22 protein-coding genes and 1 pseudogene are annotated in these 20,172 nt (G+C 67.3%); 13 read left to right on the forward strand and 10 right to left on the reverse strand.

Annotated features, from left to right (window positions below):
* Nucleotides 1–121: 121 nt before the first annotated feature.
* Nucleotides 122–1,546, forward strand: a complete 1,425-nt coding sequence (gene rox, locus ACWGID_RS28670) for a rifampin monooxygenase (protein ID WP_452201691.1) — start codon at nt 122–124, stop codon at nt 1,544–1,546.
* On the opposite strand, the gene ACWGID_RS28675 is transcribed toward rox, so the two are convergent.
* Complete coding sequence (locus ACWGID_RS28675; RefSeq protein WP_452201693.1) at nt 1,532–2,176, reverse strand: GNAT family N-acetyltransferase; 645 nt, start codon at nt 2,174–2,176, stop codon at nt 1,532–1,534. The two genes, rox and ACWGID_RS28675, sit on opposite strands and share 15 nt — an antisense overlap.
* Before the next feature lie 78 nt (nt 2,177–2,254).
* Between ACWGID_RS28675 and ACWGID_RS28680 the strand changes: the two genes are divergently transcribed.
* The 6 genes from ACWGID_RS28680 (at nt 2,255) to ACWGID_RS28705 (ending at nt 9,664) form a co-directional block, all read left to right on the forward strand.
* Entirely contained in the window at nt 2,255–2,965 is a 711-nt protein-coding gene (locus ACWGID_RS28680; protein WP_452201695.1) for a class I SAM-dependent methyltransferase, read from the forward strand.
* A gap of 87 nt (nt 2,966–3,052) precedes the next feature.
* Entirely contained in the window at nt 3,053–4,804 is a 1,752-nt protein-coding gene (locus ACWGID_RS28685) for an ABC transporter transmembrane domain-containing protein (protein ID WP_452201697.1), read from the forward strand.
* The gene (locus ACWGID_RS28690; RefSeq protein WP_452201699.1) at nt 4,788–6,539 is read left to right on the forward strand and encodes an ABC transporter ATP-binding protein; all 1,752 of its coding nucleotides are present in this window, start codon (nt 4,788–4,790) and stop codon (nt 6,537–6,539) included. Before ACWGID_RS28685 ends, ACWGID_RS28690 begins: the two co-directional genes overlap by 17 nt.
* Before the next feature lie 39 nt (nt 6,540–6,578).
* On the forward strand, nt 6,579–8,006 hold the full coding sequence (locus ACWGID_RS28695; protein ID WP_452201701.1) for a serine hydrolase domain-containing protein: 1,428 nt from the start codon (nt 6,579–6,581) through the stop codon (nt 8,004–8,006).
* A gap of 102 nt (nt 8,007–8,108) precedes the next feature.
* On the forward strand, nt 8,109–8,432 hold the full coding sequence (locus tag ACWGID_RS28700) for a YciI family protein (RefSeq protein ID WP_452201702.1): 324 nt from the start codon (nt 8,109–8,111) through the stop codon (nt 8,430–8,432).
* On the forward strand, nt 8,429–9,664 hold the full coding sequence (locus ACWGID_RS28705) for an RNA polymerase sigma factor (RefSeq protein ID WP_452201704.1): 1,236 nt from the start codon (nt 8,429–8,431) through the stop codon (nt 9,662–9,664). The genes ACWGID_RS28700 and ACWGID_RS28705 overlap by 4 nt, the downstream gene beginning before the upstream one ends.
* A gap of 10 nt (nt 9,665–9,674) precedes the next feature.
* Here the strand turns inward: ACWGID_RS28705 and ACWGID_RS28710 are convergent, their stop codons facing one another.
* Nucleotides 9,675–10,640, reverse strand: coding sequence for a phosphotransferase (locus tag ACWGID_RS28710; protein WP_452201706.1), 966 nt, complete (start codon nt 10,638–10,640; stop codon nt 9,675–9,677).
* A gap of 310 nt (nt 10,641–10,950) precedes the next feature.
* Between ACWGID_RS28710 and ACWGID_RS28715 the strand changes: the two genes are divergently transcribed.
* Nucleotides 10,951–11,199 (forward strand): hypothetical protein, encoded by a 249-nt coding sequence (locus ACWGID_RS28715; RefSeq protein ID WP_452201708.1) that lies wholly within the window; start codon nt 10,951–10,953, stop codon nt 11,197–11,199.
* Nucleotides 11,200–11,681: 482 nt separating this feature from the next.
* On the opposite strand, the gene ACWGID_RS28720 is transcribed toward ACWGID_RS28715, so the two are convergent.
* Together ACWGID_RS28720 and ACWGID_RS28725 are read right to left on the reverse strand one after the other, a co-directional pair.
* Nucleotides 11,682–12,176, reverse strand: a complete 495-nt coding sequence (locus tag ACWGID_RS28720; RefSeq protein ID WP_452201710.1) for an Hsp20/alpha crystallin family protein — start codon at nt 12,174–12,176, stop codon at nt 11,682–11,684.
* Between the two features lie 168 nt (nt 12,177–12,344).
* Nucleotides 12,345–12,503, reverse strand: coding sequence for a hypothetical protein (locus ACWGID_RS28725; protein WP_452201712.1), 159 nt, complete (start codon nt 12,501–12,503; stop codon nt 12,345–12,347).
* A gap of 622 nt (nt 12,504–13,125) precedes the next feature.
* Here ACWGID_RS28725 and ACWGID_RS28730 point away from each other — a divergent pair.
* Nucleotides 13,126–14,067, forward strand: coding sequence for an acyl-CoA desaturase (locus tag ACWGID_RS28730; RefSeq protein ID WP_452201714.1), 942 nt, complete (start codon nt 13,126–13,128; stop codon nt 14,065–14,067).
* 242 nt (nt 14,068–14,309) lie between these two features.
* Complete coding sequence (locus ACWGID_RS28735) at nt 14,310–14,483, forward strand: hypothetical protein (RefSeq protein WP_452201715.1); 174 nt, start codon at nt 14,310–14,312, stop codon at nt 14,481–14,483.
* Between the two features lie 108 nt (nt 14,484–14,591).
* Here ACWGID_RS28735 and ACWGID_RS28740 read toward each other — a convergent pair whose 3' ends face one another.
* A complete protein-coding gene (locus ACWGID_RS28740; RefSeq protein ID WP_452201717.1) occupies nt 14,592–14,909 on the reverse strand; it encodes an antibiotic biosynthesis monooxygenase in 318 nt (105 codons plus the stop codon).
* 126 nt (nt 14,910–15,035) lie between these two features.
* Here ACWGID_RS28740 and ACWGID_RS28745 point away from each other — a divergent pair, with 126 nt between their 5' ends.
* Nucleotides 15,036–15,332: a helix-turn-helix transcriptional regulator gene (locus ACWGID_RS28745; protein ID WP_452201719.1), complete on the forward strand. Its 297-nt coding sequence runs from the start codon at nt 15,036–15,038 to the stop codon at nt 15,330–15,332.
* Nucleotides 15,333–15,442: 110 nt separating this feature from the next.
* On the opposite strand, the gene ACWGID_RS28750 is transcribed toward ACWGID_RS28745, so the two are convergent.
* From ACWGID_RS28750 to ACWGID_RS28760, 3 genes are read right to left on the reverse strand one after another with little or no spacing between them, the layout of a single operon-like run.
* A complete protein-coding gene (locus ACWGID_RS28750; protein ID WP_452201721.1) occupies nt 15,443–16,207 on the reverse strand; it encodes a DUF3626 domain-containing protein in 765 nt (254 codons plus the stop codon).
* Nucleotides 16,204–16,671, reverse strand: coding sequence for an NUDIX domain-containing protein (locus ACWGID_RS28755; protein WP_452201723.1), 468 nt, complete (start codon nt 16,669–16,671; stop codon nt 16,204–16,206). The genes ACWGID_RS28750 and ACWGID_RS28755 overlap by 4 nt, the downstream gene beginning before the upstream one ends.
* A gap of 20 nt (nt 16,672–16,691) precedes the next feature.
* Nucleotides 16,692–17,087 (reverse strand): tautomerase family protein, encoded by a 396-nt coding sequence (locus ACWGID_RS28760; RefSeq protein ID WP_452201726.1) that lies wholly within the window; start codon nt 17,085–17,087, stop codon nt 16,692–16,694.
* Between the two features lie 103 nt (nt 17,088–17,190).
* Here ACWGID_RS28760 and ACWGID_RS28765 point away from each other — a divergent pair, with 103 nt between their 5' ends.
* Complete coding sequence (locus ACWGID_RS28765; RefSeq protein ID WP_452201728.1) at nt 17,191–17,664, forward strand: NUDIX hydrolase; 474 nt, start codon at nt 17,191–17,193, stop codon at nt 17,662–17,664.
* A 25-nt stretch (nt 17,665–17,689) separates the two neighbouring features.
* Here ACWGID_RS28765 and ACWGID_RS28770 read toward each other — a convergent pair.
* Together ACWGID_RS28770 and ACWGID_RS28775 are read right to left on the reverse strand one after the other, a co-directional pair.
* Nucleotides 17,690–18,040, reverse strand: a pseudogene (locus tag ACWGID_RS28770) (SAM-dependent methyltransferase); the annotation flags it as partial.
* A 29-nt stretch (nt 18,041–18,069) separates the two neighbouring features.
* Nucleotides 18,070–18,909, reverse strand: a complete 840-nt coding sequence (locus ACWGID_RS28775; protein WP_452201730.1) for a phosphotransferase — start codon at nt 18,907–18,909, stop codon at nt 18,070–18,072.
* Nucleotides 18,910–18,980: 71 nt separating this feature from the next.
* On the opposite strand from ACWGID_RS28775, the gene ACWGID_RS28780 reads away from it, so the two are divergent.
* Nucleotides 18,981–19,925: an aldo/keto reductase gene (locus ACWGID_RS28780; protein WP_452201731.1), complete on the forward strand. Its 945-nt coding sequence runs from the start codon at nt 18,981–18,983 to the stop codon at nt 19,923–19,925.
* The last annotated feature ends 247 nt before the right edge of the window (nt 19,926–20,172 follow it).

The raw sequence follows: 20,172 nt of genomic DNA on the forward strand, positions 1-20,172 counted from the left end.
GCTGTGGGTGCTCCGCTGTCCTGTCAGGGTTGGCGATTGACGTAGGTGTCGCCGGAGCGCCTTGCTGACAAGGCTCTCCAGGAAGGCAACTCCTATGAATACTTCGCAACAGCATCAGGTCGTGTACGACGTGATTGTCGCGGGCTGTGGACCCACTGGCGCGATGCTGGCCGCTGAACTGCGGCTGCACGATGTGCGGGTACTGGTTCTGGAAAAGGAAACCGAGCCCGTCTCGGTCGTGCGTGTTGTCGGTTTGCATGTTCGCAGTCTTGAGCTGATGGCAATGCGTGGACTACTGGATCGCTTTCTTGAGCACGGCCGACAGCGCCCGGCCGGCGGGTTCTTCGCCGCCATCAACAAGCCCGCGCCGGCGGACCTGGCTTCCGCGCACGCGTATCTGCTAGGAATCCCACAGGCGGTAATTGTTCGGCTGCTTGAAGAACACGCGATCGAGTTAGGTGCGGAGGTTCGGCACGGCGCCGGGGTGACCGGTTTCGTGCAGTACGACGACGGAGTCACGGTCGAATTGTCCACTGGCGAACACGTTCGGTCGCGGTACCTCGTCGGCTGTGACGGCGCTCGCAGCACGGTGCGCAAGATGCTCGGCGTCGGCTTCCCTGGCGAGCCCTCGCGGAACGAGACTCTGATGGGCGAAATGGAAGTCGGTGCGCCGCAGGAGGAGATCGCCGCCAAGGTGATCGAAACCCAGGAGACGCACAAGACGTTCAGCATGCGGCCCTTCGGCGAAGGGGTCTATCGCGTCGTGGTCCCAGTTGCAGGAGTCAGCCCTGAATCGCCAACCCTCGAAGTTTTCCAAAAACAATTGCGCGCCATCGCCGGCACCGACTTCGGAGTACATTCTCCTCGCTGGTTGTCGCGTTTCGGCGATGCCACTCGGCTGGTGGAACAATATCGGGTCGGTCGGGTATTGCTGGCCGGCGATGCGGCACACATTCACCCACCGACCGGCGGCCAAGGTCTCAACCTCGGTATTCAGGACGCCTTCAACCTAGGCTGGAAACTGGCCGCGGAGATCCAGGGCTGGGCGCCGGAAACACTGCTCGACACGTATCACGCCGAACGCCATCCGGTCGCCGAAGACGTACTCGACAACACCCGCGCGCAAATGGAACTGCTGTCCACCGAACCAGGCCCGCAGGCCGTACGCAGGCTGCTCACCCAACTGATGGACTTCGACCAGGTCAACCGCTACCTGATCGAGAAGATCACCGCGATCGACATCCGCTACGACTTCCAAGAAGGCGACGACCTCCTCGGCCGCCGTCTGCGCGACATCGACCTCGAGCAGGGCCACCTCTACGAGCGCCTGCACCACGGCCGCGGCCTACTCCTGGACCGCACCCAGCGACTGCCCGTCCGCGGATGGTCAGACCGAGTCGACTATCTGACCGATCCGCTCGCTGCACTGGATGTCCCGTGCGTCCTCCTGCGACCCGACGGCCACATCGTCTGGATCGGGGACGACCAGCGCGAGCTGGACAACCACCTCACCCGTTGGTTCGGCCTCGCGTCAGGACAGGGGTAGGTAGGTCCGGCAAGCCTCGACGTTGTGGAGCTGGATGTCGTCTCGGCGGTGGGGTTCCCACGCAGCCCTGGTCAGCCGCCAGCGATTCAAGAGGGCGGGTTCACCCAGGCGGGTAGCCCAGTCCGAACCATTCGGCTGATACCCAAGAGCCCGTGAGATCGCGTTCGAACCATGGTTGTCCACAAACGCGTCGCTGCTCGCTTCCTGAGCCCCGACGCCGTCGAACGCGAGCTGCAGGATCGCCGCGCGCATCTCCCGGCCGAGCCCGCGGCCGCGCTGGTCGTCGGCCAGCCACGAGAAACTCGTGACGGTGCCGAGGGTGGAGAAGTTGACGCCGCAGAGGTCCTGCATCCCGACCGGGCGCCCGTCGACGACGACCGCGAAGTACAGCCGCCACTTCTCGGGCTCGACCCGCCCCCGGCCGCGCCAGATCGCTCGCAGCCACTTGGCCACCCGCAGGTCGGGATCCGGCTCGTACAGCGAGATCGGGTCGTCGTACGGCGGCGGGTCGGCGTCCGTCTTACCGGCGCGCACCGTGTCCGCGAGCTCGTTCAACAGCTCGTCGGTGGCACCACGCAACTCCAGCCTCGGTGTGGTGACCCGCACGTCAAACAGCGGATAGCTCTCCATAGCGCAGTGCTCGTACCTTCCGCGTAAGGGGTGGCCGACCGCGAGAATATCGATTGGCGCGGTCGATAAGGTGCAGGGATGCGGCGACTGGCTGATGGTTGGGATGCGAATGCCGGAGCGTGGATCGAATGGACGCGGCGCGGGCTCGACAGCTACAGCGAGCACAAGCTGGCTTTCCTGCCGTTGATCCCGCCACCTGGCCGGCTCACTGTGGACGTCGGCGCCGGTGAGGGCCGCGTCAGCCGCGAGTTGCAGGCCCGGGGACATCGCGTCCTGGCCGTCGACCAGTCCTTGACCATGAGCCGATCCGCGGCGACGCACCCGGACGATCCGGTGCCGGCGATCGTCGCAGACGCCATGAACCTGCCGCTGCCCGACGCGGTCGCCGACTGTGCGGTCGCCTTCATGAGCCTGCACGACATCGACAACGCCGTACCTGCGATTGCGGAGATCGGCCGGATCCTCGCGGTCGGCGGGAAGCTCGTGATGGCGATCGTGCACCCACTCAACTCGGCCGGGTCCTTCGACACAGACGCAGCGAACCCGCCCTTCGTGATCCGGGACGCCTACACCGAACCCAGGCACTACACCACCACCCGCAAGAGGGACGGTCTGTCGATGACGTACCACGGCATTCACCGCCCACTCCAGACCTACACGGAGGCGCTCGCCGACGCCGGGCTGGTAATCGAACGGCTCCGGGAACACGCGACTGATGACCCCGGCAACAAGTGGTCGCGGATCCCATTGTTCCTGCACATCGTCGCGTCCCGGCCTGACCGCGCCTAGGGCCGCCGTACCCCCTTGTGAATGCAATCACGAAGTCGCTAGCATCTGCGCATGGCCAGCGCCCAGGCACGGCAGTCGATGTGACCGATGACGCCGATTCGTGAGTGGCTGGACAGAACGAACGACAGCTGGACCCCGCCAACGGCCGGCGATCTGGTGACGCCGTACCGCCTGCTGTTCTGGCTGAGTCGATCGCAGGCCGGGCGCATCACGTGGGCTGCGGTGCTGGGCAGTACCTGGATGGTCGGGTTGACCGTGCCGCCCTGGGTCCTGTCGCACGCGATCGACGACGGACTCGTCGCCGGCGACACCACCGCCCTCGTCGAGTGGACCTTGCTCCTGCTGGCGGTCAGCGTGCTCAACGCACTGCTGTCGATCGCGAGGCATCGGACGATGACCAAGGCCCGGATGGACGCATCGTTCCGCTCGGTCCGGGCCACGGTGTGGCACACCTCCCGGCTCGGCGCCTCGTTGGGCCGTCGCCTGAACGCCGGTGAGGTCGTGACGGTCGGCATCGCCGACGTGTACACGGTCGCGCAGGCGCTCACGGTCGCTGGTCCCGGCGTCGGTGCAGTCGTGGCGTACGTCGTCGTCGCAGCCGTACTGTTCGCGATCTCCCCCTTGCTCGCCGCGGTGGTTCTCGCCGGAGTCCCGCTGGTCGCGTTCGCGATCGGTCCGTTCCTGCAGCGCATCGAGAGCACGGGCGGCGAGTACCGCGTGCACCAAGGCCGCCTGACGACCCGCCTGGTCGACGTACTGGCCGGTCTTCGCGTCCTCAACGGCCTCGGCGGCAAGACCTTCGTCGCCGAGCGGTACGCCGAGCAGTCGCAAACCCTGGTCGGACACGGCTACCGCGTCGCCGGGCCCGCCAGTTGGGTCGGTGCCTTGTCGACCGGCTTACCCGCGCTGTTCCTCGCCGCGGTCGTGTGGCTGTCCGCCCGAATGGCTGCCACCGAAGCCATCTCCATCGGCGATGTCGTCGCGGTCTACGGGTACGTCGCTGTGCTCGTCGTACCCGTGGCGGCTCTCATCGAAGGCGCCGGTGACATCGCTCGCGCCCGAGTGGCGGGTCGGCGGATCATCGGCCTGCTCAACCTGCCGCTCGCTCGCGAGGCCGTCCGCGATCCAGAGCCACTCCCCCTCGGCGCCGGCCCGCTGGTCGACCCCGATTCAGGACTGATCGTTCGCCCCGGCCTGTTCACGGCGCTGGTCGCTGCTGAGCCGGCGGACGCACGCGCGGTGATCGAGCGGCTCGGGCTGACCACCGATGCCGACACGGGCGTGACCTGGGGAACTGTCCCGATTGCAGACGTCGCCCCGGACGAGTTCAGGAGCCGGTTGGTTGTCGCCGACAACGATGCCGAGGTGTTCGCCGGCACGGTTCGGGACATCGTCTCCGGCCGCCTTGAGCCGGATGACGCCCGGATCGCTGCCGCACTCCACATTGCCGTGGCCGAGGACGTTGTCGAGGCCTTGCCCGGCGATCTGGACGCAGCGATCGCGGCCGGCGGCAGTGATCTGTCCGGTGGCCAGCGGCAACGGATCCGGCTGGCCCGCGCTGTCTACTCCACACCCGACGTTCTGCTCGCGATCGACCCGACGTCGGCGGTCGACGCGAACACTGAGTCGGCCATGATCGACCGGATCCGGGAAGCGCGGAAGGGTGCGACAACGCTGATCACGTCGACGTCCCCGCTCGTCCTGGACCGCGCCGACGAGGTCGTCCTCCTGGTTGACGGCAAGGTGTCCGCGGTCGGGAACCACGCGGACCTTCTGCGCAGCGACTCCTGCTATCGCGACCTGGTGTCCCGCGCCCAGGACGGTGACGAAGTTGAGTAACCAGCTTCCGACCGCAGGGTCTGCCGAAGTCCGCGCCGCCGCGATCCGTGACCTGAGTGCGGACCGTCGCGCTGTGATCGGGCTCGTCCTGGTCAATGGGCTCGCTGCCGCGGCGGGTCTCGTTGGCCCGTGGCTCCTCGGCCGAATCATCGACGCGATTCAAGCCGGCACCGGCGACGTACTGGGCACCGTGGATCGGCTCGCGTTCGGGGCGCTGGTGTTCACCGTCGCGCAGACCGTTCTGACGTGGTGGGCGCTCAAGATCGGCTACCGGTTCGGCGAGCGGACCGCCGCGCGCGTTCGGGAGCGATTCCTGCGACGGACGCTGGCGCTGCCGCCACGCGTCGCAGACCATCTTCCGGCCGGAGATCTGATCGCCCGCGGGAGCACCGATGCGTCGCTCGTCGCCACCACGTTGCGGTCCGCCGTACCCGAAGTTCTGGTCGCTGCCGTCCACGCCCTGTTCCTCATCGTGGCGGTCTTCGTCCTCGACACACGCCTCGGCTTGTGTGGGTTGCTGTGCCTGATCGGCGTCGGAGCAGCCAATCGGTGGTACGTACGGCGCGCGCGGCCCGCGTACCTCGAAGTCGCGGCATCTGGCGCGGACCTCGCCGATGTCGTCGCCAGTACGGCGAAGGGCGCCCGTACGATCGAACTGCTCGGGCTGGAGCATCGTCGTACCCAGGCGACGGAGTCCGCTGTCACGCGGGCCCGGTCCGCGCGCCTCGGGGCGTTGTGGCTGCGGACCGTGTTGTTCCCCTGGTCGGAGGTCTCGCTCGCGCTGCCCGTGGTCGGCGTGCTGCTGATCGGCGGCGCCCTGTACGCGAACGACCTCGTCAGCCTGGGCGTCGTCGTCACCGCGACGGTGTACCTGCGCCAACTCGTCGGCCCGCTCGACACGGTGATGCTCTGGATCGAACAACTGCAGGGGGCCAGCGCCTCCTACGCGCGCGTCGAGGGCCTGGCCGACATCCCGCAGGCGGAGGCGAAGCACACTCCAGAGGTCCACGGTGATCGGATCCGGGTGACCGACGCGCATTACAGCTACACGGGCGCTCGCGACGTACTCCACGGCATCGATCTGCTCGTTCAGCCCGGCGAACGCCTGGCCATCGTCGGTACGTCGGGAGCCGGGAAATCGACACTCGCGCGGCTGCTCGCCGGTCTCGATCGCCCGCACATCGGCTCGGTGACGATCGGTGGTACGCCGGTCGCCGACCTGCCGCCCGACCAGCTCCGTGAACACGTCGTACTGATCACGCAGGAGCATCACGTCTTCCACGACACGCTGCGCGACAACCTCCTGATCGCGAAGCCCAACGCGACCGACGACGAGTTGTACGCCGCACTCGCCGCCGTCGGGGCCGTCTGGTCGAACGAGTTGCCCAACGGACTCGACACCGAGATCGGACAGGACACCGTCCTGGACGACGCGAGCGCTCAACAGCTCTCGCTGGCCCGCGTCGTCCTGGCCGATCCGCACACGCTGATCCTGGACGAAGCCACCTCGCTCCTCGACCCCAAGACCGCCCGGCACACAGAGCAGTCGCTGGCCGCCGTACTCCGGGGTCGCACGGTGATCGCGATCGCCCACCGGCTCCAGACCGCCCACGACGCGGACCGCATCGCCGTCATGGAAGCCGGCGAACTCGTCGAACTCGGAACCCACGACGCGCTCGTCAACGCCGACCACGTCTACGGCCGACTGTGGAAGACCTGGCACGGACCGAAATAAGCGGGTGCCGCGCGACCCGCCGCAAATTAACATCCGTGGATGCCTTCTCAGCGCCCCTTGCTGCCACGGTCGACACCGGCCGCGTCAGGCCTGTCCGCCACCGCGGTCGCCACGCTCCTGGACCAGCTCGAAGAGCGATCCGTCGAGTGTCACTCCTTGATGATCGTGCACCGCGGTCAGGTCGTCGCCGAGGGCTGGTGGGCGCCGTACTCCGCCGATCGTGCGCACCTGCTCTACTCGCTGACGAAGTCGTTCACCTCGATCGCCGTGGGGTTGGCGATCGAGGACGGGTTGCTCTCGCTCGACGACCGGGTGGTGGACGTGCTGCCCGATCACGTTCCCGACGACATCTCGGAGCAGGGGCGCCGGATCACCGTCCATCATCTGCTGTCCATGACGGCCGGCCACGGGGTGGACAGCCTTGAGGAGGCCTGGCAGCTGGAGCCGGGCGATCTGGTGAGGGGCTTCCTGCGGGTTCCGTTCGCCGAGCCGGAGGGAACACGGCATACCTACGACAACTCGACGACGTACATCCTCGCCCGGATGGTGGAGCGGGTCACCGGCCGCGGCCTCCCGGAATTCCTCGACGAGCGCCTCTTCACGCCGATGGGCATCGACCACGCCGAGTGGGACCGGGTGGCGAGCGGCGCCGCTTTCGGATTCCACGGGCTTCATCTCCAGACGGAGGCTGTCGCTGCCTTCGGTGAGCTGCTGCTGCGTGGTGGTGTTTGGCACGGTCGCCAGCTCGTCCCGCGCGAGTGGGTGGAGCTCGCGACCAGCCGGCACGCCGACACCCTGCCGCTCCCGGGCTGGTCGCAGAATCCGGACTTTCTCAGCGGGTACGGCTACCAGTTCTGGATGTCGCGGCACGGCTACCACGGTCACGGCGCCTTCGGCCAGTACTGCGTGGTGGTCCCGGAGCACGATCTCGTGGTCGCCATCACTGGTGTCGTCGACCCGACAGACGCGCTGCCGGGGCTCTTGTGGGACTGTCTGTTGCCCGGTCTGGAGGTCGTGGGAAGCACCCGGGACGATGAGACGCTCGCCGAGCGGCTGCGACGGCTGTCGCTCGAGGTGCTGCCTGGCTCGGTCGACCCGGATCGTTCCGCCAAGGCGAGAATCGATGCGTCCGCCGAGGGCTCGGCTCTGCCTGACGGCGCCACGGTGGTCGTCGATCCGGTGGACGGCGGTTGGGTGCTGCGGCTCGGAGCCTTTGAGGTCGCGGTCGGGTATGGGGATTGGCGCGAGAGTTCGCCGCTCGGCCGCCCAGTCGTCGCGACCGGCGCGTGGCAGCGTGACACGTTCGTCGCCGACCTCTACGTCATCACGTCTCCGCATCGGGTCCGCCTGGTGGTCGACTCGGTGGCAGGTACTGCGGTGGCGACGTGGAACGCCGTACCCCTGACGAGTCCTAGCCTGGAGCTGCATCTGCGCGCGCCGTTGATGACACGACCGGACGTCGCCTAGGCAGAATTGGCTGCGGGTCAGCTGTCGGATCGGGCTGTCGGTGTTCGTTGCAGAGGTGAGTGGCTGTCCACGGCGGGCGGCACGGACCACGGGAGATGACGCATGCAGTACCTGATCTCAGTGATCGACGACAGGACGCGATCCGCGACGCCGGAGGAGCTGACCGCGGTCGACGCCTTCAACGAGCAGTTGCGGACCGACGGGTATTGGGTGTTCGCCGGTGGGCTCGACGCGCCGGCCACCAGCACGGTGATCGACGGGCGGGCCGCGGAGCCGTTGTTCAGCGACGGCCCGTTCCTGGAGTCGAAGGAGTTCGTCGGCGGATTCTGGGTGTTCGAGGCGCCGGATCTCGACGTGGCGCTGAAGCTCGCAACGGCGGCGTCCAAAGCCTGTAACCGGAAGCTCGAGGTGCGGCCGTTCCTGTGAACCCCGTCGACGTTGTCCAGGACGCGATCACCCGGGCCCATCGCGAGGAATGGGCGCGGATCGTCGCGTCGCTCACCAAGCGTTTCGGTGACCTGGACATCGCCGAGGAGTCAGCCGCCGAGGCGTTCGCGACCGCTGTCACGCGGTGGCCCGATGACGGCGTACCGCCGAATCCCGGAGCTTGGCTGACCACGACCGCGAACCGCAAGGCCATCGACCGGATCCGGCGGGAGGCCAAGCGCGACGACAAGCACAAGGAGGCTCAGATCTTGTCCGACGACGAACCGCACGAGCCTCTCGGGGTGATCGACGACGAGCGGCTCCGGCTGATCTTCACCTGTTGCCACCCGGCGCTCGCGATGGAAGCCCGCGTGGCTCTGACGCTGCGGATGGTCGGTGGGCTGACCGTGCCCGAGATCGCTCGGGCGTTCCTGGTGCAGGAATCCACCGTCGGTCAGCGGATCACCCGGGCGAAGGCGAAGATCAAGGCCACCCGGATCCCGTACCGGGTGCCGGCCGTGGAGGATCTGCCGCGGCGCGTCTCCGGCGTCCTCGCGGTGCTGTTCCTGGTCTTCAACGAGGGCTATCTGGCGAGCGGGCCGGACTCCGATCCGGTGCGGCACGATCTGACCGCCGAGGCCATCCGGCTGACGCGACTGATTCGAACCCTGATGCCGACCGACGGCGAGGTCGCCGGTTTGCTGGCGTTGATGCTGCTGACCGAGGCCCGGCGTACGGCGCGGGTCTCGGCGAGCGGTGAACTGGTCACGCTCGCCGACCAGGACCGCGGTGCGTGGGACGTCGTACTGATCGCCGAGGGGCATCAACTCGTGCGCGAGCGGCTCGCCGCCGGGGTCGCGCCTGGGCGGTACCAGGTGCTGGCGGCGATCAACGCCGTACACACGTCGGTCCGGGACGTGCGCGACACCGACTGGTCGCAGGTCGTCGCGCTGTACGACCAGTTGGTTCGCATCGACCCCTCCCCGATCGTCGCGCTCAACCGCTGGATCGCGGCCGCCGAGCTCGACGGGCCCAACGTCGCGCTGGCTGCGGTCGACCGCCTCGAGGACAAGCTGGCCGGCTACCACCTGTTCCACGCGACCCGCGCCGAGTTGCTGCGCCGCCTCGGCCGGAGTCAGCAGTCGCGCGCGGCGTACGACAAAGCGATCGAACTGACGGAGAACACTGCCGAAGTCGCCTACCTGACCCGTCGCCGCGACCAACTGGGCTGACGACTGGAAGTCACCCCAGGCAGGACGCGGCGAGGCGGCGGAGATCGGCGACGACTTGTGGAAGCGCATCGACATGCTCGCTTATCAAGGCATCCAGATCGCGACCTTGCATCCAGCCTGTTGCGGACTCCTTGCCGACTTGAACGTCCAGCTCTTCGGCGAGATGACACAGCCGGAGCGAGACTTTGCGGAGGAAGAGATCGTCGCCGATCGGGGCCAGCACGCCACCCGCGTCGACGTACGCCTGAAGAATGCGCGAGATCCGGACGGGGTCGTCACCGCCGAAACTCCGTGCGGCGCGGCCGATTTCCAGGGTGGCGCTCTCACAGGCCACACTCTCCCAGTCGATCAGCACGGGGCCATCGGCAGAGACCAGGACGTTGTACGGCTCAAGGTCGCCGTGGCTCAGAACCTGGTCGTCGGCTGCGGTGAAGGCTGCCTGGATCGACCGTCCCAGCTCGTCGAAGAAGCCGACCTGCCGGTGGAGAGCGTCAGCCCACGGCTTGCCCTGGCTGCGGCCGAGCAGCACCCACTCTTCCCAGCGATCGCGCGGGAAGACTCCCCACCATCGCCATTCCGGCTGCTCGTCGGTCAGCGGCATCAGACTGTGTAACGCCGCAGCGACCCGTCCGAGCCACGAAGCCACGTCATCCGCGTCAATCAGCGTGCGGTGATCGATCCAGTTGTACAACCGAACGGTGCCGAGGTCGTCCACCCGGGCCGCATACCCGAAGGCCGGGTCGCGTGGTTCAACCGGCCGCGCGATCGGCAGACCCTGCGACAGCGCGGCCGACTCCAGCGCCATGCCTTGCTCGATGCGCGTCCACCATGGCGGGTCTTCGAGGCCCCACAGCCGTTTGACGAGATAGTCGGCTGAGGCGGTTCGAAGACGCCAGGTCTCGAAGCTGGTGTGCTGGACCGGAGTCAGAGGTTCGACCGGTCGTCCGAGTCCGAAGGCGTTGGCAATGGATTCCACTAGGTCCTCCCGAAGCGGCCCCGGACGATCTTCGCATGCGACTACCTCGCCGACTCCGAGCGGCGCCGCGAGATCCACGGCGGCCCGCAGGTGGTGGAGAACCGGAACACCGTGACCTTTTACGGCAGGGCCGGCGACCTGACCGGCCCGGGCCAGCTTCGGGGGTTCCGGACCACGTTGTGGACCGCTGTAGTGTGGAGGTGACTGACCGTCCGGTGGCCACCGTCCGGAGGCTTTGGGCCGGTCGAGAGGCGGACGTCATGACGACGTCGAACAACCCCATCCTCCTGCCGCCGGACGGCACCTGATCGTGGCTTACCTGATGCTCTACGGCAGCGGCTGGACCCAGCGCTGGCGCATCGCCGAGGGGATGGAGCAGCAGATAGGCGAGGCGATCACCCAGGTCGGGAAGAACGAGACCACCCAACTGTCGGTGCTCGACCCCACCTCGGATACGCCCGCCACCTTGGTCGTGGCCTGGGCCCAGGTCGCCGCCGCCGTCATCCTCGACTCCGGCGACCGACCAGCCCACGACGAGGCGACTGGCCCGTACGCCTGACCGGGGGTCTGGCCGTCTTGCCGACCCCCAACCCGCTCCATGTGGCCCTGTCCTGGGCTTGCGGGGGCGAGCGTCGAGGCCGGTGGTGCCCGCCTTGTGGCACCTGGCCAGCCGGGACACCGCCCGTGCCGACGCGGCCGAGGCGAGCGCCAAAGCTGAGGAAACGACGTCACGAGCACCAAGAGGCTGACGCCTACCTGCAGCACGGCGCCGGGCCAACCGACCGGGCGCAGCGGGATGTTTCTACGCCGGCGGCCCAGATCTTGGTGGCGGCGGGTATGACCGCAGTTGGGGATCGTCGGCGTTCGTGTCGATGCCGCCTCGATCCACGCCGATCCCCATCGTTGACACGTGAATCTTCACGCCCAGGGCCCGCGCCGACCATTGCATGAACTCGGCCGCCTGGCGACGAGTTGGGCCGGCAAACTCGGCGAGGGCGCGGCGGTCAATGGCCAGCCGACGACGCTGGGCCACAGGCGCCTTCAGCCGGCGCCGCCCGTGCTGCCGGCGGGCGCGTCACCCGGCTCGACGGCGCTCCCCGAGATGGTGCGGCCAGCGCCGCCCGAATGGGTGATCTCGACCCTATGGGGCTGGCTCCGCGGTGACGCCGGGACGGTGACGTGCAAAACACCGTCGGCGTAGGCGGCGGTGAGGTTCTCCGAGTCCACACCCTCGCCGAGGGACAGTTGCCGAGTGAATAACCCCTGGGATCGCTCGGCGACAATAACCTGCTGGCCCTCGCGGTAGGAAGGGCTGCGCTCGGCCTGGATCGTCAAGGCGCCGGAATCGACGATCACCTCGATGCTGTCAGGGTCAACGCCGGGCAGGTCGGCCTCCACGTGGTAGCTGCCGTCCTCGCCGCGGTAGACATCCAGCGGCATCGCGAGAGGGGCGCGCGTCCCACTCGCGGCCATCGCCATGAGCCGGTCGAGCTCACGGGCAGGGTCACGGAAGGGCTCAAACCTGAACACTGACATCGCTGCCTCCTCCTTGGGAGCTATCTGTTCATGTTGAGGGCGCCTGGCCTGCCGCGCGGGAACGGACACGAGGCGCATGCCCTAGGGAACAGCTTGATCAGAGGACGGTGCTGGTCGACGCCGCTCCCGGCTGCCGCGGGCCGGTTCGCCGACGGCATGACCTATCAACTATCGGTGGATGGCCTTGCGCCGAACGAACCCGACCGCCCCGGTCCCTAGGAACAGGACGATCCCGATGATGCCGAGCCAGACCAGGCCCTCGACGGCGAAGCCGACGATCGTCAGGACAAGCCAGAGCACCAGTAAGACGATCAGCAGTATGAGCATGACCACCTCCGTGGTTCCACGCACTCAGACCGACGACCCATCGACATCGCCGAAGCGGGACGCGCAGGTCGACCGCTATAAGAACAGAGTCCACGGTGTGGTGCCCGATGTCTATGGACCAGAGGCTCGGTGAGCAGCGGTCTGCGCGGCCCTCACGGCCGAACCATGCCGGCCGGCGTCACCCCCCCGGCTGCCTCGAGGTGCACCCGGATGTGCGTCGCGCAAACGGATGACCCCACAGCACCGATTCGTCGCCCTCAGCCACGTCGAGTTCGGACGCCACGCCGCCGCGGCGTCCGGGCTCGACCCGGTTCGAGTTCGCCCGCGATAGGCGTGGTGGTAGCTGCCGGGTTCGCGCAGTTGGCGATGGACGGTGGGTCGGCTTCGGCGATGCGGAGTGGGAGGCGGTGTGGTCAGGTGTCATCGTTACGGGTGGAGTCGCCAGTGGATGATCGTGCGTCGGGGCATCCTTTGGATACGGCGCCGGTCCGCCCGGGCCGACCGAGACGGCGAGGCTTCGGGGTTCAGAAGCGACGTGCTTGGGCCGCCGAAGAGGCGGCTCGCCAAGGCCCCACCCGTGCTCGGGTGTCGGTCTGAGGAGACCAGCATCTAGGAGTGAACCATGACTTCAACAGCAGGTTCCGATGATTCACCTCCAGGCGAATTCCAACCCGTTGGTGGCAAGCTCGAGCGTGGGCTCATCTGGGTGTTCATCGTGCTACCTACTCTCGCGCTACTGCCAGGGATCTTCTTCGCCTGGGGCGGCTGGATCGGCTGGCACGACATCGTCCTCCTGGTCGTGTTCTACGTGATCACCGCGACCGGCATCGGCGTCGGCTACCACCGAGGCTTCACCCACGGCTCCTTCAAGAGCAAGCGTGGCCTCAAGATCGGACTCGCGATCGCCGGCAGCATGGCGCTTGAAGGACCCGGCATCCGCTGGGTGGCCGACCACCGCAAACACCACAAGTTCTCCGACAGAGATGGCGATCCACACTCGCCCTGGCGCTACGGCACCACCGCTTGGGCGGTGACCAAGGGGTTTGTTTTCGCCCATGTCGGCTGGGTGCTGTGGGGCGAGGATCGCGCTGACCCGAAGCATTACGCCCCAGACCTACTGAAGGACCGCGACCTGGTGTCGATTTCGCGGCATTTCCGTGAGCTGGCGGCGATCTCGCTGCTAACCCCTGCGCTCATCGGCGGGCTTTGGGACAGGTCGTGGCACGGTGCCGCCACCGGACTCTTCTGGGGCACTCTGGTCCGCATCGCGCTGATGCACCACGTCACGTTCTCGATCAACTCGATCTGTCATGTCACCGGCAAGAAGCCCTTCGACGCCCGCGACAGGTCAGGCAACGTCTGGTGGCTCGCCGTCCTGAGCCAGGGCGAGTCATGGCACAACGTCCATCACGCCGACCCCACCTGCGCGCGCCACGGCGTACTCAAAGGACAGGTCGACATCAACGCCTGGCTCATCAGGCGGTTCGAACGCCTCGGCTGGGCGTACGACGTCAAATGGCCAGACCAGGAACGCCTCAAAAGAAGGCGCACCGCCGCCGCTTGACTCGGGTGTACATCGGGACCCTTTGTGGGCTGCGTTTGCGTCCCAATGCGGTTCGTGACCTGGCTTCCGGGCCTCGAGGAGGCGCGCTAGCCTCGAAGGAGTTCAACGAGGAGGTGGTCTCCGTGTTGGCACAAGCTCCCCATCTGCGGCTCTCTGGGCACGGTGAACGGCTTCGGCTCCGGCAGCATGGTCGGTGGCAGCAAGATCCGCTAGCGGCGGTGCGCGAATGTTGTCGAGCGTCAGTGGCTGTCGAGAAGGCGCTTGGTGAGGCGATCCGTGAGGCTCGCGCGGCGGGCGCCTCGTGGACAGATGTTGGTCGGGTACTCGGGGTCGCCGACAGTGCCGAGACTGAGCAGGACATTGTCGATGCCCTCGCCGAGATGAAGCGCGAGGTGTGGCGTCGCTTCTGGGCGTAGGGGGACGCTCGCACGTGGGTTGGCCCGGATTCCCGAAGCCGGCGGCGAACAGACGGACCGGCAACGAGCCCCGTCGCGATGCGCGGCGGGGCTCGTTACCGGGACGATCTAGTGGGTGATCGGCGCCGGCTCGCGATGGCCGGTGTCGATGGCGAGGTCACCGACGTAGTTGTCGCGCAGGGTGAAGCGGTCCCGACTGTTGGCCTTCACCCAGTCCGCGGCCTTGACGGCGGCCGCGTCAGCCTGCGCCCGGTTCTCCCAGGTGCTGATGGAGACGAAAGCGTTCTTGTCGACCTGGGCAACCCCGTAGGACACGAAGCCGGTGCTGTCCGTGAACAAGGGAACCATCCCGGACTTCGCCTGGGTGACTACCTCGTCGAAGGTGCCGGTCTTGATGTCATAGAGAGCGACGCGCGTGCAGCGCATGGTGTGCCTTCCTGTGGTGGAGCGGCTTACGTAGACCCGCAAACCAGTTCCACGACTAAACCTACGCTGGTATCTCAATACTAGCAATAGAGTTCCTAGATCTGGAAAACCGGTATGCTCTGTGTCATGGCTTGGGGCTTCCTGACGAACCACGCGCGGGCGCTGCTGTGCATCGCTCACGACCCGGGCGTGCGACTGCGGGAGATCGCGGCCACGCTCGGCATCACCGAGCGCGCGGCGTTCGGCATCGTCACCGATCTGGTGGCAGCCGGATACGTGGTCAAGGACAAGAACGGCCGCCGCAACAGCTACCGGGTCCAGGTCGACAAACCCTTGCCCGAGGCTCTGCTGCGACAGCGAACAGTCGGCCAACTGGTGGACCTCCTCGCCCACACCGAACAGGGCACCCGCGACCACTCCTGAGCTCGCTGACATGCCGCCGTGCGCCAACCTCACCTCCCCCGGCGGCGACTGGTGGTCGCCCGACTCACTGTCGACCGCTGACTGGCTGGGCTCGCCCCAGCACCCGCTAGCTAGCTGTCGGTTCGGGCCAGCTTCGGGAGTACCGGGCCGAAGCGGGCGAGGTAGTGCCAGACCAGCTTGATGGACTGTGCCGGGTGGGCGCCAGAGCGGGCGGCGTGACCGAGCAGGTACGGCGTCAGTTCGTCGCCGAGGGAACGTGCCAGGTCGACGATGTGCGCTCCGCGGTACGCCGGGTCGAAATCGGCCGTCGTACCGCGGAAACCCGGGTGGACCTCGACCGTGCATCCCAGTCGGCGCGCTGCCTCTTCGACTGCCGTGCCGGCGAACGACGGGTCCAGCACCACGGCATCGACGTCGGCATCCAGGCGGACCGGGCCGTGGACCTGCGCCTCGACGTAGTCGTCCAGTTCGTCGGCCCCTGAATCGTCAGCCAGCTGACACAGCCGCGGCAGGATCGCCTTGTCCCCGACCTGCGCCGGGTCCAGCGCTGAGTCCGGAAAGCAGAACGTCGACCGGTCCACCACCTCGTCCTTCAAGCGCAAGTACGACGACCCGAAGCGAACCGCCCCGCCGTACGGATCACGCCGACGATTCCACACCCCGTACACCGGACGATCCGCCGCGGACTTCCCGTCGTACTCCCCCGCGAACAAGCGGCTCTCCCACCGCCACCGGTCCCCGCCCGGAAACGCCGTCAGTCCGCCATTGGAGATCCCGGTCGAGAACTGCGAGCGATAAACCCCGTCCGCCGCCAAGGACTCGATCACCATCCGCCCACCATGAGGCCAATTCGGCTGAAACTGCAGCGTGATCATTGGAGTGGGCCCGCTGTGCGTCCATCAGCGTCGATGGTGATGAGGCGGAGTTGCTCGTCGTGGCGACCGTTCGGCAGCCAGTGCGCGAAGGCCACCTGAGCAGTCGGCGGCATCTCGAGGGTCGTCGGATCCACGTCCAGCCCGAACCACCGAAGATCGCCTTCGGTGCACTCCGTCGGGACGGGCGCCTCCGGCCGGAGAACTGCGGTGAAGTAGTAGGTGATGCGAATCTCCGCGCCGGTATCCCGCATCGCCGTGTAGCGAAGGGCGAAGTCGCTGATGTCGTCCGCGGTGACGCCGACCTCCTCCTCGAGCTCCCGGAGCGCGGCCGCCGCCGGGTCGGAGAGCTCTTCAGGCTCGACGTGGCCGCCGATACCGACCCAGGAATCGGCGATGGCCCGGGAGCCTCGGCGGTAGACAAGCAGCACCTGGTCGGCTCGGACGAGGAAGGTCGACGTCAGCATGCGGGTCGAGTGCACGGGGCTCAGACGTTGACGTTGAAGCCGAGGTCGACATCGCAGGCAGCTTGGCCGCCGCGGATACCCCAGTTCTCGGTGGTGTGGTCGCGGACCAGGATCGTGACGTGGTCGGCAGGGATGTCGAAGGACTTCAGGTTGGTGACGATGTTCGTGTAGAGGGAGCGCTTGGCGTCGGTGGAGCGGCCGGCGAAGCAGTCGACGGTGACGAGCGTGAAGAACTCGGGCTGCGTCAGGCTCGGCGAGCAGCCGAATCGGTGGGGCGCGTGGACCACGAGGCGGACGTCCTTGTCCTTCGGCGGGATCCGGAACGCCGCGACGAGTGCATTGTGAACGGCATCGATCAGGGCGACTTCGTCCGCCTCGGAGTACTGACGACGTACCTCGATCTGCACACTCGGCATGACGTGGATCCTTCCATCAGGTGATTCGAACAGCCCGACCTCACCACGAAGCGCCAACTCCGGCGACCGATTTTGTCGGTGGTCCCGGCCACACTCCATCACCATGACAACTGGGAAGATTCCCCGCGGAGCCGCCGTCGTGGTGGACGCGGGCAGGGTGCTGGTCATCAAGCGGTACCTGCGGCATACCAGCGCGGCCGAGTGCGTGATGTGCGAGTACGCCGACGCGCAAGGACCGCACTGCGCCGGTCATCGGTACGCCGTACTTCCCGGTGGGCACGTGGAGTCGGGTGAATCCGCCGCCGGCGCCGCGCTTCGTGAGCTCGAGGAGGAGACGACGCTCACCGGGGCGGTCGATCGGCTGCTGTGGACCGGCACCCACAACGGGCGGCCGGCGTACTACTTCCTGGTGGGCGATGTGAATGGCGTACCTGAATTGTCGGGTGACGAGGCGGCTGAGCACTGTCCGACGAATCATTTCGAGGTTCGGTGGGCCGGCTCCGAGGACCTGGAGACGCTCGCGATCTATCCGGCGGATCTGCGCGATCGCCGAAGTAGTTGTACGCGCCGATGCTGACGACCGCGTCGAAGAAGCCCTGCGCGAACGGGAGCTTGTGTGCGTCCGACTGGATCGGGTGAACGCGACCCACGGCGCCGGCGTCCTGGATACGTCGCCAGTTCTCGGTCGGGTCGACCCACAGGTCGGTGGCCCAGACTTCGACGTCGTACTCGCGGGCGAGGAAGATCGACGTGAGCGCCGTACCGCAACCGAGGTCGAGGACGCGCATGCCGGGTTCGAGGGTCATCACCTGCATCAGGCCTTCGGCGCTCCACAGTGGATGCGGGCCCATGAGGTTGTCGACGACCCATTGCTGGTCGTAGGTGTTCGAGCGCGGATACCGATCGAGGGTGAGCGCTTCGCGCAGGAGTTCGCTGGACTGTTTGGTGGACATGGTGTGACGGTGTCAGCGGGCGCGGTGACTCACAACGGATTTTCGCCGCGCGCTTCCGCGATCATCCGGTGGCCCTGCTGCTCGAACGCCTCGTCGCCGACCTGATACGCCCAGACCGCGGTGTTCACGGCCTCGCGAACCCGGGCGCGGTACCAGGCGGCCGGCTCCCGCGGGTCGCCGCCATAGCCGTCGAGGAACGCAGCTTCGAGTGCCGGGTCGGCGCGGAACTGCTGGGCGGCGAGGCGGGCCAAGTCGGTGTACGCCGGGCGGAGGTCGGCGCGGCCGAAGTCGATGACGCGAACGGTGCCGTCGTCGATCAGCCAGTTCCGCGGCTGCCAGTCGCCGTGGGTCGGGACGAGCTTTGCGGGCGGCATCGGCCACGCGCTGATCTCGGAGCGCAGGCGTTCGGCAGTCCCCGGCGCGATGCGGTGTGGCTTGCCGAGATTTGTCAGCACCCGCCGATTCTCGCTCGCTTCATAGTCGTCATCCGGTACGGCGGACTGCTGGTGAAACGCCACCAAAAGCGCACCGGCTTGGCGATATGTCTCCGGCGCCCATTCGTACGGCGTACCTTCGACCAGCTCGCCTGGCAGGAATCGGGTGAGAAGGAGTTTCGCGTCGTCGTCGGCGTGCACGAGTTCGGGCGCTCTTTGAGATGTACTCCAGGGCCGTAGCCAGTTGCGGTGGGCCCGGAGCTCGCGGACGAGGTGATGGTCGGCATCGTCGCCCGCCTTCGCGATGTACCGCTGTCCGTCGTGGATGAGCTCCAGCACGAGTGTGCCGACGAGACCCCAGCTGTGGTCCTTCACGACCTCGGCGGACGGCAGCCACGCATCGAGGAGTTCATGCTGACGTCGGGTGAGTCCCACTCGCGAAGACTAGCGCACGAAATGTGCGGAGAAAGCTGGACGAATATCCCCGGAGGATTTATCCTGGCCGAATGCAGAATTCACAGGGAAATGTCTCTCTACCAATAAACCTATCATCGGGAATTGCGGAAAGCAAGTCCGTCGAATTCTGGCGACTCGGGGACGTTTCGGTCCGGCGGATCGGGTTCGGGGCGAAGCGGCTCGCGGGGTCCGGCGACGGCGGGGCCGACTCCCGGGAACGCGCCGTCGAGCTGCTCCACGAGGTGGTCGCGCTCGGGGTGAACCACATCGACACGGCCGCGTTCTACCCGAGCCACGGGGCGGCCGGGCAGACCCGATTCGAGAGTCTGGACTGGGCGAACGACGTGATCCGGCGCGCGCTGGCGCCGTACCCGGACGAGCTTCTGATCGCCACGAAGGTCGGGCCGACCGCTCACGGGATGGCGCGACCGGACGAGCTGCGGGGGTTGGTGGAGGAGGATCTGCGCGCGCTCGGGGTCGACGCACTCGATCTCGTTTATCTGCGGCAGATGGGACTGCCGTCGGTCGCGGAGCATTTCGGTGTGCTCGCCGAACTCCAGGAGAAGGGGATGATTCGGCAGTTGGGAGTGTCGAACGTGCGTGTCGAGCTGTTGCAGGAGGCGCGGGAGATCGCGCCGGTGGTCGCGGTGCAGAACCGGTACAGCGTCGGGTTCGGGCGGGTGAACGACGAGATCCTGCAGTTGTGCGGTGAGCTCGGGATCGCATTCATCCCGTTCTTCGCGCTGACCGCCGAGTCACGCGAGGCCGGCGGGGTGCCGACCGCGGTGCCGGCGGCAGGCGTGGTCCAGGAGATCGCGGACCGACTCGGCGCGACTGCGGCACAGGTCCGGTTGGCGTGGACACTGAGCCGCGGCAACCACGTCCTCGCCATCCCAGGTACATCAAGCCGACAGCACCTCGAGGAAAACCTGCGAGCAGGCGAGCTGATCCTCTCCCCCGAAGACCTAGCCACACTCGACGCACTAGTCGACTGACTCGGCGAGCGTCCGGGAGTGGCGCACCGCTCGCTCGACTGCGCCGGGCCGAATGCCACCGCGCACGAGGGACGGGTGGTCGCGATGGCCTCAGCTCGGTCTTCGTGGTCTCCAACAGCCTGCGCCTGAGGCGCTTCCGCCCACTGAGCTGAGTGTGTGAGGTTCGGGGTGTCAGGCTAGGTTGTTTGAGTTTGGGAGAGGGTTAGAGGGGGGTTGGGGGAACCCCAGGGGGCGGGGCGGGGCGGAG

This window comes from Kribbella sp. NPDC054772 (assembly GCF_053611945.1).

Bases quoted from the DNA above. Each gene is read 5' to 3' on its own strand.
- ACWGID_RS28675 (WP_452201693.1), bottom strand. From the start codon at position 2,176: ATGGAGAGCTATCCGCTGTTTGACGTGCGGGTCACCACACCGAGGCTG.
- ACWGID_RS28680 (WP_452201695.1), top strand. From the start codon at position 2,255: ATGCGGCGACTGGCTGATGGTTGGGATGCGAATGCCGGAGCGTGGATC.
- ACWGID_RS28685 (WP_452201697.1), top strand. From the start codon at position 3,053: ATGACGCCGATTCGTGAGTGGCTGGACAGAACGAACGACAGCTGGACC.
- ACWGID_RS28695 (WP_452201701.1), top strand. From the start codon at position 6,579: ATGCCTTCTCAGCGCCCCTTGCTGCCACGGTCGACACCGGCCGCGTCA.
- ACWGID_RS28700 (WP_452201702.1), top strand. From the start codon at position 8,109: ATGCAGTACCTGATCTCAGTGATCGACGACAGGACGCGATCCGCGACG.
- ACWGID_RS28720 (WP_452201710.1), bottom strand. From the start codon at position 12,176: ATGTCAGTGTTCAGGTTTGAGCCCTTCCGTGACCCTGCCCGTGAGCTC.
- ACWGID_RS28725 (WP_452201712.1), bottom strand. From the start codon at position 12,503: ATGCTCATACTGCTGATCGTCTTACTGGTGCTCTGGCTTGTCCTGACG.
- ACWGID_RS28730 (WP_452201714.1), top strand. From the start codon at position 13,126: ATGACTTCAACAGCAGGTTCCGATGATTCACCTCCAGGCGAATTCCAA.
- ACWGID_RS28740 (WP_452201717.1), bottom strand. From the start codon at position 14,909: ATGCGCTGCACGCGCGTCGCTCTCTATGACATCAAGACCGGCACCTTC.
- ACWGID_RS28745 (WP_452201719.1), top strand. From the start codon at position 15,036: ATGGCTTGGGGCTTCCTGACGAACCACGCGCGGGCGCTGCTGTGCATC.
- ACWGID_RS28750 (WP_452201721.1), bottom strand. From the start codon at position 16,207: ATGATCACGCTGCAGTTTCAGCCGAATTGGCCTCATGGTGGGCGGATG.
- ACWGID_RS28755 (WP_452201723.1), bottom strand. From the start codon at position 16,671: ATGCTGACGTCGACCTTCCTCGTCCGAGCCGACCAGGTGCTGCTTGTC.
- ACWGID_RS28760 (WP_452201726.1), bottom strand. From the start codon at position 17,087: ATGCCGAGTGTGCAGATCGAGGTACGTCGTCAGTACTCCGAGGCGGAC.
- ACWGID_RS28765 (WP_452201728.1), top strand. From the start codon at position 17,191: ATGACAACTGGGAAGATTCCCCGCGGAGCCGCCGTCGTGGTGGACGCG.
- ACWGID_RS28780 (WP_452201731.1), top strand. From the start codon at position 18,981: ATGCAGAATTCACAGGGAAATGTCTCTCTACCAATAAACCTATCATCG.